This is a genomic window from Kitasatospora sp. NE20-6, from assembly GCF_045862635.1.
Genome location: NZ_BPRL01000010.1, coordinates 97,583 through 112,045, shown reverse-complemented (window position 1 = coordinate 112,045; position 14,463 = coordinate 97,583). Strand labels below are relative to the sequence as shown.

General features: G+C 74.7%; 10 protein-coding genes. 1 reads left to right on the top strand and 9 read right to left on the bottom strand.

From position 1 onward, the window contains the following. Positions 1-90 precede the first annotated feature (90 nt). The 9 genes from SNE206_RS11330 to SNE206_RS11290 form a co-directional block, all read right to left on the bottom strand. Positions 91-1,875 carry a GMC oxidoreductase gene (locus SNE206_RS11330; RefSeq protein WP_407913159.1) on the bottom strand — a complete coding sequence of 595 codons (1,785 nt, stop codon included), beginning with the start codon at positions 1,873-1,875 and terminating at the stop codon, positions 91-93. Positions 1,876-1,937: 62 nt separating this feature from the next. Continuing rightward, complete coding sequence (locus SNE206_RS11325; protein WP_407913158.1) at positions 1,938-3,572, bottom strand: succinic semialdehyde dehydrogenase; 1,635 nt, start codon at positions 3,570-3,572, stop codon at positions 1,938-1,940. A gap of 98 nt (positions 3,573-3,670) precedes the next feature. Beyond that, a complete protein-coding gene (locus SNE206_RS11320; protein WP_407913157.1) occupies positions 3,671-5,401 on the bottom strand; it encodes a serine/threonine-protein kinase in 1,731 nt (576 codons plus the stop codon). Between the two features lie 147 nt (positions 5,402-5,548). Beyond that, positions 5,549-6,631 (bottom strand): hypothetical protein, encoded by a 1,083-nt coding sequence (locus tag SNE206_RS11315; RefSeq protein ID WP_407913156.1) that lies wholly within the window; start codon positions 6,629-6,631, stop codon positions 5,549-5,551. 151 nt (positions 6,632-6,782) lie between these two features. Beyond that, positions 6,783-8,624, bottom strand: coding sequence for a serine/threonine-protein kinase (locus SNE206_RS11310; protein WP_407913155.1), 1,842 nt, complete (start codon positions 8,622-8,624; stop codon positions 6,783-6,785). Positions 8,625-8,902: 278 nt separating this feature from the next. Then, complete coding sequence (locus SNE206_RS11305; protein WP_407913154.1) at positions 8,903-10,030, bottom strand: GuaB3 family IMP dehydrogenase-related protein; 1,128 nt, start codon at positions 10,028-10,030, stop codon at positions 8,903-8,905. A 166-nt stretch (positions 10,031-10,196) separates the two neighbouring features. Further along, positions 10,197-11,702, bottom strand: coding sequence for an IMP dehydrogenase (gene guaB, locus SNE206_RS11300; RefSeq protein WP_407913153.1), 1,506 nt, complete (start codon positions 11,700-11,702; stop codon positions 10,197-10,199). A 274-nt stretch (positions 11,703-11,976) separates the two neighbouring features. Next, on the bottom strand, positions 11,977-12,669 hold the full coding sequence (shbA, locus tag SNE206_RS11295; protein ID WP_407913152.1) for an RNA polymerase sigma factor ShbA: 693 nt from the start codon (positions 12,667-12,669) through the stop codon (positions 11,977-11,979). Positions 12,670-12,917: 248 nt separating this feature from the next. Next, on the bottom strand, positions 12,918-13,529 hold the full coding sequence (locus SNE206_RS11290; RefSeq protein WP_014136228.1) for a response regulator transcription factor: 612 nt from the start codon (positions 13,527-13,529) through the stop codon (positions 12,918-12,920). A 577-nt stretch (positions 13,530-14,106) separates the two neighbouring features. Here SNE206_RS11290 and SNE206_RS11285 point away from each other — a divergent pair. Beyond that, positions 14,107-14,436 carry a WhiB family transcriptional regulator gene (locus tag SNE206_RS11285; protein ID WP_407913151.1) on the top strand — a complete coding sequence of 110 codons (330 nt, stop codon included), beginning with the start codon at positions 14,107-14,109 and terminating at the stop codon, positions 14,434-14,436. Positions 14,437-14,463 lie beyond the last annotated feature (27 nt).

The window sequence follows — 14,463 nt, the reverse complement described above, 5'->3', positions numbered from 1 at the left end:
CCGCTCCCCCTGGTCGCGGCCGCTCCCCGCACCGGCCGTTCGAGTGCCGTTTATCCCACCGGCCGCGACGGGCTGTCAATCATGAACAGCTCAGGCGGGATCCCGGCGGGCCGGCACCCCGGGCACGGGCAGCAGCGGCAGCCGCAGCTCCCCGAACGCCCCGGCGGGCACCGCGGGCCGCTGCGGCGCGACGGCCCCGACCCGGCGGTAGTCCTCGCCCTGCGCGGGCCGCGGGTCGGCCCCGCCGTTGTTCGGCCAGAGCGACATCGCCCGCTCGGCCTGCGCCGTGATGGTCAGCGACGGGTTGACGCCGAGGTTGGCGGAGACCGCGGCGCCGTCCACCACGTGGATGCCGGGGTGCCCGTAGAGCCGGTGGTACGGGTCGATGACGCCCTGCTCCGCGTCCGCTCCGATCGGGCAGCCGCCGAGGAAGTGCGCGGTCATCGGCATGCGCATGAGCTCGCCCACGTTGGTGCCGGCGAAGCCGTTGATCTCGTCGGCCAGGAGGCGGGCGGCCTCCTCGCCCTCGGGGATGTGCTCGGGGTTCGGCGCGCCGTGCCCCTGCTTCGCCGTCAGCAGGCCCTTGCCGAGGCCGGCGGGCTTGCGGAAGGTCGTCAGCGAGTTGTCGAGGGACTGCATGACCAGGCCGATGATCGTCCGCTCCGACCAGCGGCGCTTCGAGAGGTTGCGGACCGACAGCACGGGGTGCCGCACCGTCGTCGCGAGGTAGGAGAGCAGGTTCGAGCGGCCGTGCGGGAACTGCAGGATGGTCATCAGGCCCATCGCGTTCGAGCCCTTGCCGTAGCGGACCGGCTCGATGTGGGTGTTGCCGTCCGGGTGGATCGACGAGGTGATCGCCACCCCGCGGCTGAAGTCCGCCCGCGGCTCGCCGGTCTTCCGCCGGTAGCGGCGGTCGCTGGTGAGCGCACCGACCAGCGACTCCGAGTTGGTGCGGGTCAGGAAGCCGAGCCGCCCGGAGATCCGCGGCAGCCGCCCGGCGTCGCGCATGGCGTGCAGCAGCGTCTGCGTGCCGTACGTGCCGGCGGCGACGACGACCTGCCGGGCGCGGATCACGCTGCGCCCGCCCTTGCGGCGCCGGTCGGTGGGCACGGTGGTGACGGCGTAGCCGCCGTCCGCGTCCTCGGCGAGGTCGACCACCGTGGTGAGCGGCCGGATCTCCGCCCCCGCCTGCTCGGCGAGGTGGAGGTAGTTCTCGATCAGCATGTTCTTGGCGCCGTGGCGGCACCCGGTCATGCACTCGCCGCACTCGGTGCAGGCCCTGCGGGCCGGTCCGGCCCCGCCGAAGTACGGGTCGGGGACCTCCGCGCCGGGGGTGCACCGCACGGTGCCGTCGGCGTCCCTGCCGTCGCCGAAGAACACCCCGACCGGTGCGAGGTGGAAGGTGTCGCCGACGCCCATCCGCTCGGCGGCAGCCCGCAGGTGGGTGTCGGCGGCGGTCACCGTCGGGTTGAGGCGCACGCCGAGCATCCGCTGCGCCTGGTCGTAGTGCGGGGCGAGCTCGTCCTGCCAGTCGGTGATGCCCGCCCACTGGCGGTCCTCGAAGAAGGCCTTCGGCGGCACGTACAGCGTGTTGGCGTAGTTGAGGGAACCGCCGCCGACGCCCGCGCCCGCCAGCACCAGGACGTTGCTCAGCAGGTGGATGCGCTGGATGCCGAACAGGCCGAGGGCCGGGGCCCACAGGTAGCGGCGCAGGTCCCAGGAGTTCTTCGGCAGGGTCTCCGCGCTCCAGCGCCGGCCGGCCTCCAGCACGGCCACCCGGTAGCCCTTCTCGGTGAGCCGCAGGGCCGCGACCGAGCCGCCGAAGCCCGACCCGACCACCACGACGTCGTAGTCGTATCCGCCGTTGTCCGCCATGTGCCGCTGCTCCTTCGGGGGTGGGGGCGCTACCGGGTCCGCTGCCGGGTCCGACGGGGTGCCTACCGGAAGCGGAGGGTCTTCAGCGCCTTGAGGCCGGTGGTGAGCAGGGCCGCGAACCGCCGGTCGTCGAGGCCGTGCGAGGGCCCGATCGGCACCAGCCGCTGGGTGGCGATCGTCTGGCCCTCGGTGAACCGCAGGATGCCCTCGGAGCCGTGCCGCCGGCCGAGCCCGGAGTCGCCCATGCCGCCCATCGGGGAGGCCACCGAGCCGTACGCGGCGGCGTACGCCTCGTTGACGTTGACCGTGCCGGAGGTCAGGCGGGCGGCGACGGCCCGGCCGCGGCGGGTGTCCTTCGTCCAGACGCTGGCGTTCAGGCCGTACGGGGTGGAGTTGGCCAGGGCGACGGCCTCGTCCTCGGTGTCGAAGCGGTAGACGGAGACGACCGGTCCGAAGGTCTCCTCCGTGCACACGGCCATGCCGGGGGTGACGCCGTCGAGCACGGTGGGCTCGTGGAAGAGCGGGCCGAGGTCCGGACGGGCGCGGCCGCCGGCGAGCACGGTCGCGCCGGCCTCGACCGCCTCCTCGACGTGCCGGGTGACGGTCTCCAACTGCCGGGCGGACACCAGCGAGCCCATGTCGGCGCCGTACGCGAGGCCGCCGCCGAGGCGCAGCGCCCGGGTGCGGGCGGTGAAGCGCTCCAGGAAGGCGTCGGCGACGGAGCGGTGCACGAAGAGTCGCTCGACGGAGATGCACAGCTGGCCCGCGGAGGAGAAGCAGGCCCGCACGGCGCCTTCGGCGGCCCGGTCGAGGTCGGCGTCGGCGAGCACGAGCAGGGCGTTCTTGCCGCCGAGTTCGAGGGAGCTGCCGACCAGGCGGGCGGCGGCCTGCTGGGCCACCTCGCGGCCGGTGCGGGTGGAGCCGGTGAACGAGACGTAGTCGGCGTGCGCGACGACGGCCGGGCCGATCACCGGGCCGTCGCCGACGACGATCTGCCACAGGTCGGCGGGCAGGCCGGCCTCGACGAGCAGTTCGCGGGCCCAGAGGGCGGTGAGGGCGGTCTGGGTGTCGGGCTTGGTGACGACGCCGTTGCCCGCGGCGAAGGCGGGCAGGGCGTCGCTGACGGACAGCTCCAGCGGGTAGTTCCACGGCGAGATCTGGCCGACGACGCCCTTGGGGCGGCGGCCCTCGACGGTGTGGGTGAGCACCGGCAGGGCGCCGCCGCGGCGGCGGTCGCGCAGGTAGGCGGGCGCCTTGCGGCCGTAGTGCCGGGCGGCGAGGGCCGCGCCGAGCACCTCCTCGAAGGCGTGCAGGCGGGTCTTGCCGGTCTCGGCCTGGACGAGGTCGAGCGCCTCGTCCTGCCGGGCGAGCAGCAGGTCGTGGAAGCGCAGCAGGACGGCGGCGCGGCGGCGGACCGGCAGCGCGGCCCACGCCTGCTGGGCGCGGCGGGCGAGGCGGAAGGCGGTCCGCACGTCGTCCGGGGTGGACTGCGGCAGGCTCGCGAGGGGCTCGCCGGTGAGCGGGGCCAGCGTCTCGGCGGGCCCGGCGCCGCCGGGGGCGGTGATGCCGCGGGCCAGCCGGGCGACGAGGGCGGGGGTGACGGCCGAGGCGACCGTGCGGGCGGCGCCGGGCGCCGCGGGGTTGCGTCCGGCCCCGCCGTCGGGCCGGACCTGTGCGTCTGCCGTGGTGTCCGTCATGGAGCGCAGCCTAGGCCCTCGGCGGCCGGATGTGTACCCGCCGGTAACACCATTTTCCGTGACGGGTCACGCACGGAGAGCGACCGGACGCCGCCCGGTCACTGCTCCACGGAGAAGTTGTTCAGCACGACCGTGAACCGGCGCAGCGCCTCCTGCCAGTCCTTCTCCGGCGCGGCCACCAGCACGTCGTAGGAGGTGCCGTCCTCGGAGCGGAACTCGGCCTCCTTGAGGTGACGGCGCCCGGAACCGTCCAGCGAGAGGTAGCTGAACTCCCAGACCGCGCCCTCCTGGCCGTTGACCTTGATGGGCGTCAGGCTCTCGCGCCGGTACTCCTTCCGGTTCAGGTCGATGCTCTCCTCCATCTGCCGGAAGTGCTCCATCGGCGTCAGGGGCTGGCCCACCGTCACCGCGAACTGCAGGTAGTGCACCTTGGCGTCCGGGCTGTAGTAGATCTCGTTGTTGTCGGTGGAGCGCACCCACGGCTTGCCGCCGACGGGCAGCGGGAAGCGGAAGCCGGCCGCGTCCTCCTTCCACGCGTAGCCGGCCGGCGCGGGGCCGGGGTCCTTCGACGGGTCGGTGGTGGGCACGTTGATCTGCGGCGCGGCACTGGTCGTCCGGTCGTCGGGGGTGCCGCCGCCGTGCCCGCCGAGGCCGAGGGCGTAGGCGGCCGCGCCGGCGACCAGCGCGGTGGCCACGCCGGCGAGCAGCAGCCGGGGCCAGAGGCGCCGCGGACGGGCCGGGGCCGGCGGCGCGACGGGCGCGGTGGCCCGGACGGGCCGCGGGAGGGGCGCGGGCGGCGCGGAGACGGTGGGCGCCGGGCCGGGCACGGGCAGCGTCGCGGCGGTGGGCGGCCCGGCCGCGGCGGGAGCAGCCGGGGCGGGAGCGGCCGGGGCAGGAGCGGCCGGGGCCTCGGTGCGGTCGACGACGGGCACGGCCTGCGTGGGCACCCGGTGCGCACTGCCGGGCACCTTCATGCCGACGGTGTGCCCGGCGGTGACCTCGCGCAGCATCCGGGCGGCCTCGTCGGCGCCGGGCCGCGCGGCCGGGTCCTTGGTCATGAGGGCGGCGAGCACCGGTCCGAGCGCACCGGCGCGGCGGGGCTCCGGCAGCGGGTCGCCGACGACCGCGGCGAGGGTGGTGAGCGGGGAGGTGCGGCGGAACGGCGACTCGCCCTCGACGGCGGCGTACAGCGTCGCGCCGAGCCCCCACAGGTCGGAGGCCGGGCCGGGGCGGTCGCCCTGCGCGCGTTCGGGCGCCAGGTAGTCGGGCGAGCCGATCAGGTCGCCGGGGCGGGTGAGTTCCGTGGAGCCCTCGAAGGTGGCGATGCCGAAGTCCAGCAGGACGGCGCGGCCGGTGCCCTTCTCCAGCAGCACGTTGGCGGGCTTCACGTCGCGGTGCAGCACGCCGAGCTGGTGGCCGCGGTGCAGCGCGGCCAGCACCTGCAGGCCGACCTCGGCGGCCTCGCGGGGCAGCAGCGTGCCGTCCTGGCTGATCACGTCGGCGAGGGAGCGGCCGTCGACGAGCTCCATGACGATCCAGGGCCGGCCGTCGTCCTCCAGCACGTCGTGGATGGTGATGACGCCCGGGTGCTTGATGCGGGCGGCGGCCCGCGCCTCCCGCTTCATGCGGGACTGCAGGATCTCCAGCTCCTCCTCGGGGAGGTGGCTGACGGTGAGTTCCTTGACGGCCACCTCGCGGTCGAGCATCTCGTCGCGCGCCTGCCAGACGGTACCCATGCCGCCGCGGCCCAGCCGGTCGCCGAGCACGTACCGGCCGGCCAGCACGCGGGCGGTTTCCCTGCCGTCCGTCGACCGGTCCTGCACACCCATGGCGACCGTTCCCCCATCGTCGTTCCCCCGTCACCGCGACGGAGGAGTCGGTGCACCGCAGACCCACCGTACGGACATCTTCCAACCCCACCCTAGGCGGCCCTCGCCCGGGGTTCGACAAACGGGCCGCGCGCCGCCCGCGGCCGTTCAGCCGGCGACCAGCACCACCGCGGCCAGTCCCGCCAGCAGGGCCAGCAGCACCCCGCCGACCAGCAGCGGCCCCAGCAGGGCGGGCGGCACCCGCGGCGGACGGCGCGGCACCGGCAGCCGCTCCTGGCCGGTGTCCGCGCCGGACCGCCGCGCGCGCGGGTGCGGCACCACGGGACCGGCCGGGCGCACCACCGGCAGCAGCGGCGGCGTGTCGCGCAGCCCGTACGGCTCCGGTGCGCCGGCGAGCAGGGCGCGCAGCCGCTGCTGGACGCCCTGGGCGGTGGGCCGTGCGCCGGGCCGGACGTCGAGCAGGTCGTCGACCAGGCTCCGCAGGGGGCCGCAGCCGTCCGACGGGTACCTCCGGCCGTCGCGGACGGCTGCCAGCAGGGTCGGCAGGTCGTCCTCCGGGTACGGGCCGTGGCCGGCCAGCAGCCGGTGCAGCAGCACGCCCAGCGCCCAGCAGTCGGCGGGCGGGCCGGCGTCGGCCGGCCAGCGCTCCGCGCGGGCGCCGAGCAGGTCGGCCCGGGCCTCGTGGACCCGGCGCGGCACCGGGCCGCCGAGCTCCGCGCAGAGGGACTCCTGGACGGCGCCGAGCAGCAGGCCGCCGAGCTGGGCGGCGCCGTCCTCGCAGACCAGCACCGAGGCGGCGGTGACGTTGCCGTGCGTCAGGCCCGCCTCGTGGAGGGCGCGCAGGGCACCCGCGAGGTCGGCGGCGATCTCGGCCACCCGGTACGCCGGCACCGGGCCGGCCCCGGCGAGGACGTCCAGCGGGGCGCCGCCGAGGCGTTCCTCGGCGACCCAGAGCAGGTCGCCGTCGGCGGCGGCCCCGGCCTGGGCCAGCAGCCGGGGGTGGCGCGGGGCGGCGGCGGCGAGGGCGGCGGCCAGGTCGGCGAGCCGGGCGCCCGTCCGCGGGCCGTCGCCGCCGTACACCTGACCGGGGATCAGCAGTTCGGGGAGGTCCAGGGCGTGCAGCAGCACCGGTGCACCCGACGCGGTGTCCAGTGCGGGCAGGCCGCCACCCGCCGGACGGTCCGTCACCCGGTACCGTCCGGCCACCACCTGACCGGGGGCCGCTCGCATGTGGAATCCTCTCGACCCGGCCAGCGTACGTCGGCACGGCCTCCGCCGGGCCGGGCGCGGGGCCGCGAAGCCGCCGCGGGCCCGCAGCTCCGAGGACGGCCGGCCGGCACCGGCGGTTGCACCGGGCGGCCGGACGGCCCGTGGCCTCAGGTCACGGCGCGGGCCGGAAGGAGGCGAAACCGGTGCTGCGGGCCGCCGTGTCGGCGGCGGAGTTCCAGTCGGCGTCGGTGGTCGTCCAGTAGAGCGCGTAGCCGTACTTGCCGCCGCCGGTGACGAATCCGCGGTTCAGCGAGTGGTAGGTGGTGGTGCTGCCGTACGTCCACTCCCAGTCGGCGGCGTTGGTCCACTCGCGGTAGACGAGGGCCTGCAGCTGGATGCGCCGGTAGTTGCGGAAGGTCTGGTGCCGCTCGCTGGCCTGCCAGTCGGCGAGGGCGCTGTTCCCGGCGCCGAGCGTCCAGTCGACGACCAGCTTGAGGCCGTTCCCCTCGTACTTGCGGCTGGTCGCGTCGTAGTCCTGGCCCTTGTCGGCCATCCAGTCGGGCAGCACGATCGAGAAGCCGGAGGAGTCGCGGACGGTCCGGTACCCGGCCGGGACGGCGCCGTCGCCGCCGCCGGCGGGCGGGGTGGTGGCCGGGGCCGAGGCCGGCGGCGTGGACGCCGCAGCGCTCGCGGAGGGCGGCGGCGTCGTCGCCGCGGCACTCGGGGAGGCCCCCGCGGAGGGGGTGCCGGCCGGGGCGGTGGCGGCCGCGGGCGAGCTCGCGGCGTCGGCGGACGGCTTTCCGGTGCTCCCGGCCTCGTCCCGGTCGCGCAGCACCAGGGCCAGGCCGACGAGCAGCAGGACGAGCAGCAGGGCGCCGCCGGCGATCAGCACGTTGCGGGGCGGTCCGCCCTGCGGCCGGACCACGGGGACCGGCGCCGTGGGCGGGGCGGCCGGGGGCGCGGGGGGCGCGGCCGGCGCCGGCCCGGGTATCGGTGCGGCGGCGCGGCTGCCGACCCGCACGGTGCCGACGCCGCCGCGCCGCGGCCGGGCCGGGGCGGGCGCGGCACCGGTGGGCTCCGCGGCGGGCTCCGCCGGGGCGGGCGCGGGCGCGGGCACGGGCATCGCCCGGGTGGGCTCGGCGACCGGCACCGCCTGCTGCGTGGTGGCCTCGGCGCGGGACGTCGCCTCGGCGACGATCCGGCGCAGCGCGGCACGGGTCGCGGAGGCGTCCAGGCGGAGGTCCGGGTCCTTCTCCAGCAGTCCTTCGATGACGGGCCGCAGCGGCCCGGCGTTGACCGGCGGGGTGAGGTCCTCGGTCATCACCGCGGTGAGGGTGGCGAGCGCCGAGCCGCGGTCGTACGGGGGCGCTCCCTCGACCATGGCGTAGAGCGTGCCGCCGAGCGACCACAGGTCGGCGGGCGGGCCGGGCTTGCGTCCGCGGGCCCGCTCGGGCGAGATGTAGGAGGGCGCGCCGACCAGCATGCCGGTGGAGGTGACGGAGGTGTCGCCCTCGACGCTGGCGATGCCGAAGTCGGTGAGGACGACGCGGCCGTCGTCGCCGATGAGCACGTTGGACGGCTTCACGTCGCGGTGCAGGATGCCGTGGGCGTGGGCGGCGGAGAGGACGCCCAGCACGTCGAGGGCGATCTCCGCGGCCCGGGCGGGCTTCAGCGGGCCGTCGTCCTTGATCACGTCGGCGAGGGAGCGGGACTCCACCAGCTCCATGACGATCCAGGGCCGCTCGTCCTCCTCGACGACGTCGAAGACGGTGACGGCGGCGGTGTGGCGGATCCGGGCGGTGGCCTTGGCCTCGCGGAGGGTCCGGACGATCAGGCGGTGCTTCTCGTCCTCGTCGACCCCGCCGTGCATGCGGAGTTCCTTGACGGCGACGACCCGGCCGAGCATCTCGTCCTCGGCCCGCCAGACCGTTCCCATTCCGCCACGGCCGAGCACCTCGCTCAGTCGGTACCGGCCGGCGAGCAGACGGCCGGTGGGCTCCTGCGGCTGCGTCATCGTGCGCTCCCCCATGTTGTGCTGGCCGTGTCGGCGGTGACGGCGCGTCGGGCCACCGCGGGCGCACCCGGGGCCCAGAACGCCAAGTGCCCATCATCTCCTGTTGCTTCGGCCCGGGACCAATCGGCCCCATGGCCTGCGGCGGTCCCGCTACGGGGCAACGGTCCGTGCGTGGCCGAAAAGCATCGCTCCGGACGGCCCGGAACGGGCCCCGCGGCCCGCCGCCGGGCACGCCGGAGCCCCCGGCCGCGCGGGCGGACGGGGGCTCGGGCCGCCTGTCAGCGGTGGTTCAGCGCCGGGTTGACGGTGACCTCGACCCGCTGGAACTCCTTGAGCTCCGAGTAGCCGGTGGTGGCCATGGCGCGGCGCAGCGCACCGAAGAGGTTCATCGTGCCGTCGGGGGTGTGCGACGGGCCGGTGAGGATCTCCTCGATGGTGCCGACGGTGCCGAGGTCGACCTTCTTGCCGCGCGGCACGTCGTCGTGGACGGCCTCCATGCCCCAGTGGTGGCCCTTGCCGGGCGCGTCGGTGGCGCGGGCGAGCGCGGCACCGATCATGACGGCGTCGGCACCGCACGCGACGGCCTTGGCGATGTCGCCGCTGTAGCCGACGCCGCCGTCCGCGATGACGTGCACGTAGCGGCCGCCGGACTCGTCCATGTAGTCGCGGCGGGCCGCGGCCACGTCGGCGACGGCGGTGGCCATCGGCACCTGGATGCCGAGCACGTTGCGGGTGGTGTGGGCGGCGCCGCCGCCGAAGCCGACGAGCACGCCGGCCGCACCGGTGCGCATCAGGTGCAGCGCGGCGGTGTAGGTGGCGCAGCCGCCCACGATCACCGGCACGTCGAGCTCGTAGATGAACTGCTTGAGGTTGAGCGGCTCGGCCGCGCCGGAGACGTGCTCGGCGGAGACGGTGGTGCCGCGGATCACGAAGACGTCCACGCCGGCGTCGACGACGGCCTTGGAGAACTCGGCGGTGCGCTGCGGCGAGAGCGCGGCGGCGGTGACGACACCGGAGTCGCGCACCTCCTTGATGCGCTGCCCGATCAGCTCGGCCTTGATGGGCTCGGCGTAGATCTCCTGCAGGCGGCGGGTGGCGGCGGACTCGTCGGTGATCGCGGCGATCTCGTCGAGCAGCGGCTGCGGGTCCTCGTAGCGGGTCCAGAGGCCTTCGAGGTTGAGCACGCCGAGGCCGCCGAGGTTGCCGATGGCGATGGCCTGCTGCGGGGAGACCACGCTGTCCATGGGCGCCGCCAGGAAGGGCAGCTCGAAGCGGTAGGCGTCGATCTGCCAGGCGATCGAGACCTCCTTCGGGTCGCGGGTCCGGCGGCTGGGGACGACGGCGATGTCGTCGAAGGAGTACGCCCGTCGGCCGCGCTTGCCTCGCCCGATCTCGATCTCAGTCACTTCGAGCCCTTCTGCTGCTTCTTTTGTCCCGGCCGGGTCACCCCGGCCGCCCACCAGTATCCCGCACCGGGCCGCCGCCGTGCCGCGGCCACCCGCGGGCCGGACGCCCCGGGCAGCGCGCAGGGCCCGCGCCGGGTGCGGCACGGGCCCTGCGGACGACGGGGGGTCAGCCCCGGCTGGTGTAGTTCGGGGCCTCGACGGTCATCTGGATGTCGTGCGGGTGGCTCTCCTTGAGGCCCGCCGAGGTGATCCGGACGAACCGGCCCTTGCTCTCCATCTCGGCGACGGTGGCCGCGCCGACGTAGCCCATGGTCTGCCGCAGGCCGCCGACCAGCTGGTGCAGCACGGCCGAGAGCGGGCCGCGGTAGGGCACCTGGCCCTCGATGCCCTCGGGCACGAGCTTGTCGTCGGAGGAGACCTCGGCCTGGAAGTAGCGGTCCTTGGAGTACGAGCGGCCCTGGCCGCGCGACTGCATGGCGCCGAGCGAGCCCATGCCGCGGTACGACTTGAACTGCTTGCCGTTGATGAACATCAGCTCGCCGGGCGACTCCTCGCAGCCGGCCAGCAGCGAGCCGAGCATCACGGTGTCGGCACCGGCGGCGAGCGCCTTGCCGATGTCGCCCGAGTACTGCAGGCCGCCGTCGCCGATGACCGGCACGCCGGCCGCCTGACAGGCGACGGCGGCCTCGTAGATCGCGGTGACCTGCGGCACGCCGATGCCGGCGACGACGCGGGTGGTGCAGATCGAGCCGGGGCCGACGCCGACCTTGACGCCGTCGACGCCGGCGTCGATCAGGGCCTGGGCGCCGTCGCGGGTGGCGACGTTGCCGCCGACCACGTCGACGGGGACGGCCGACTTGATCTTCTCGATCCAGGCGAGCGCGTTGTGGCTGTGGCCGTGCGAGGTGTCGACGACGAGGAAGTCGACGCCGGCGGAGACCAGGGCCTGGGCGCGGTCGAAGGCCTCGGCGGAGGCGCCGACGGCGGCGCCGACGAGCAGGCGGCCCTCGGCGTCCTTGGCGGCGTTCGGGTACTGCTCGGCCTTGACGAAGTCCTTGACGGTGATGAGGCCCTTGATCCGGCCCTCGTCGTCGACCAGCGGCAGCTTCTCGATCTTGTGGCGGCGCAGCAGCGCCATCGCGTCCACGCCGGAGATGCCGACCTTGCCGGTGATCAGCGGCATCGGGGTCATGATCTCCGCGACCTTGCGGCTGCGGTCGGGCTCGAAGGCCATGTCGCGGTTGGTGACGATGCCGAGCAGGCGGCCCTCGGGGGTGGCGACCGGGACGCCGCTGATGCGGAACTTCGCGCAGAGCGCGTCGGCGTCGGCGAGCGTCGCCTCGGGGCCGACCGTGATCGGGTCCGCGACCATGCCGGACTCGGAGCGCTTCACCAGGTCGACCTGGTTGGCCTGGTCCTCGACGGAGAGGTTGCGGTGCAGCACGCCGACGCCGCCCTGGCGGGCCATGGAGATGGCCATCCGCGACTCGGTGACCTTGTCCATCGCCGCGGAGAGCAGCGGGATGTTCACCCGGACGTTGCGGGAGACGCGCGAGGAGGTGTCGACCTCGTTGGGGAGCACCCCGGAGGCCCCCGGCAGCAGCAGGACGTCGTCGTACGTGAGCCCGAGCATCGCGAACTTCTCGGGTACGCCTGCGGCGTTGTAAGACATTTCTGGGGACCTTCCGTGGCGGCCGCTGATCTGATCGCTTCCGGATGAGGGTGTCCGGACGCGTGGGTCTCGGAGGGTGGGGCACCGGAGCAGGTCCGGCGTCACACCCCGCACACACCGGCACGGACCGATTCGCCAAGACGCCGCAATGCTGGAGGTTCCTCCAGGGGAACCCCGACCGCACCCACGAAACTTTGGCGACCTGCCCAGGCGCCGATACCCCATGGTACCGGCGTCCGGCGTGTCGGATGGCGCCTCCTGGACAACACCAGGATCAGGAGGACTCTTCCGCGAGCGCCCGCAGCCGGCTGAGCGCACGGTGCTGGGCGACGCGCACGGCGCCGGGCGACATGCCGAGCACCTCGCCCGTCTCCTCGGCGGACAGCCCGGCGGCGACCCGCAGCAGCACGAGTTCGCGCTGGCGGGCGGGCAGGTTGGAGAGCAGTTCCTTGATCCAGGCGGCGTCGCTGCTGAGCAGCGCGCGCTCCTCCGGGCCGAGCGACTCGTCGGCGGTCTCCGGCAGGCCGTCGGGCGGGATCACGGTGGAGCCGGGGCCGCGCATCGCGGCCCGCTGCAGGTCGGCGATCTTGTGGGCGGCGATGCCGTACACGAAGGCCTCGAAGGGCCGGCCCTCGTCGCGGTAGCGCGGCAGTGCGCAGAGCACCGCGACGCACACCTCCTGGACGACGTCGTCCACGTGGTGCCGGGCGCCGCCGGGCAGCCGGACGAGCCGGCCGCGGCAGTAGCGGAGGGCGAGCGGGTGCACGTAGGCGAGGAGGGCCTCGACGGCGGGGCCCTCCCCGGCGACGGCAGCCGCGACGACCTCGTTGAGCTGGGGGGACGGGCCGTTGCCCAGGACCGGCCGGCGGGGCCCGGCGGGGTGCGCGTACGAGACGGCCTCCGGGCCGTCGGGCTGTGCCTCGTCGGGCCGGGCCTCGGCCGGAGCGGCTGCCTCGTCGTCACGCATCGGTCCATGGTGCCTGGTCGACTCCGGGAACGCGGCACCGCGTCCGGAGTTGTGCACCGGAACGTTATGCGTGGACGCCGTACCCACCGCACCACCTCCCGCCGCTGTACCGGTCGCCGCCTCTGCGGTCGCACTCGTCTCCGCAGTACCTGTCCGCTGGTCCCCGAGGTGCTCCACTCCTCCATGGTGCAGCCTCGGGACCACCACGTCACACGTCCGGGCCAAGGGATCTGCCGGGCGGCACCCCCTCAGCGGACCAGACCCCAGCGGAAACCGAGCGCCACGGCGTGCGCGCGGTCCGATGCGCCGAGCTTCTTGAACAGCCGCCGGGCGTGCGTCTTGACGGTGTCCTCGGACAGGAAGAGCTCGCGCCCGATCTCCGCGTTGCTGCGGCCGTGGCTCATGCCCTCCAGCACCTGGATCTCACGGGCCGTCAGGGTCGGCGCCGCACCCATGTCGGGGCTGCGCAGCCGGCGGGGGGCCAGGCGCCAGGTCGGGTCGGCGAGGGCCTGGGTGACGGTGGCCCGCAGCTCGGCGCGGGAGGCGTCCTTGTGCAGGTAGCCGCGGGCGCCGGCGGCCACCGCGAGGGCGACGCCGTCGAGGTCCTCGGCGACGGTGAGCATGATGATGCGGGCGCCCGGGTCGGCGGACAGCAGCCGCCGGACCGTCTCCACCCCGCCGAGGCCGGGCATGCGGACGTCCATCAGAACGAGATCGGAGCGGTCGGCCACCCAGCGGCGGAGGACCTCCTCACCGTTCGTCGCAGTGGTCACCCGGTCGACGCCGGGCACGGTCGCGACCGCTCGGCGAAGCGCCTCCCGGGCGAGCGGGGAATCGTCGCAGACGAGGACGGATGTCATGACCGTCCTCCGCAGCTGATCCGCGTCACGTTGAGCCTCCTGGCTGGTACGAACTCTCTCCGACACGGCCGTTTGGCGACGGGCCCCGTTTCTGATCGCCGATGCCACCGCGATCGTTCCCGAGGTCCGGCACCCGCTAACCGCCTCCGTACATCCAACGACCGTCACTCGAATGAGTTACGGCCTTCGGGGCCATCACCACCACTGTACGTGGCCGACCCATCACACACGGGCCACCTCGCGGTGCACACGCCGCAGTTTCGTGCGGGCCGCGCACGGACCGCGCGGCGCGCGCGGCCGGACCCGGGCGGTCGCACCCCGGGGTCCGGTGCAGTGCCACCCGATTGCCACGCGGAGCCTGACCACCACCATGCCCCTTTTGTCCGTTTTTATAGCTTCCATACGGTCATTGACTGTTGTGTCGGTGTGTGGGTGACTTGTCCTGGTGAGTGGCGTAAGTCATATTTCCAGGTGTCCGTACCGGCCCCGTGCAGCCTCGCCGCAGCAAGCGGGCCCCGAGTCCTTGTGAAGCCGTCGAGTCCGAGCCCGAGTTCCGAGTGATTGAAGGGAATGACCCATGGCAGATTTCTCCCGCCTCCCCGGTCCCAACGCAGACCTCTGGGACTGGCAGCTCTCCGCCGCCTGCCGGGGCGTGGACAGCTCGCTGTTCTTCCACCCCGAGGGCGAGCGCGGGGCTGCGCGCAGCTCGCGCGAGGCGAGTGCGAAGGAGGTCTGCATGCGGTGCCCGGTGCGCGCCGAGTGCGCGGCGCACGCCCTCGCCGTCCGCGAGCCGTACGGTGTGTGGGGAGGCCTGACCGAGGACGAGCGCGAGGAGCTGCTCGGCCGGGCGCGCAACCGGCAGCTGGCCGAGGTGCCGCTGGCGATGCCGGCCAACATCCGGCGGTGACGCCGGGGCAGGGCCGGGAGCGCCAGG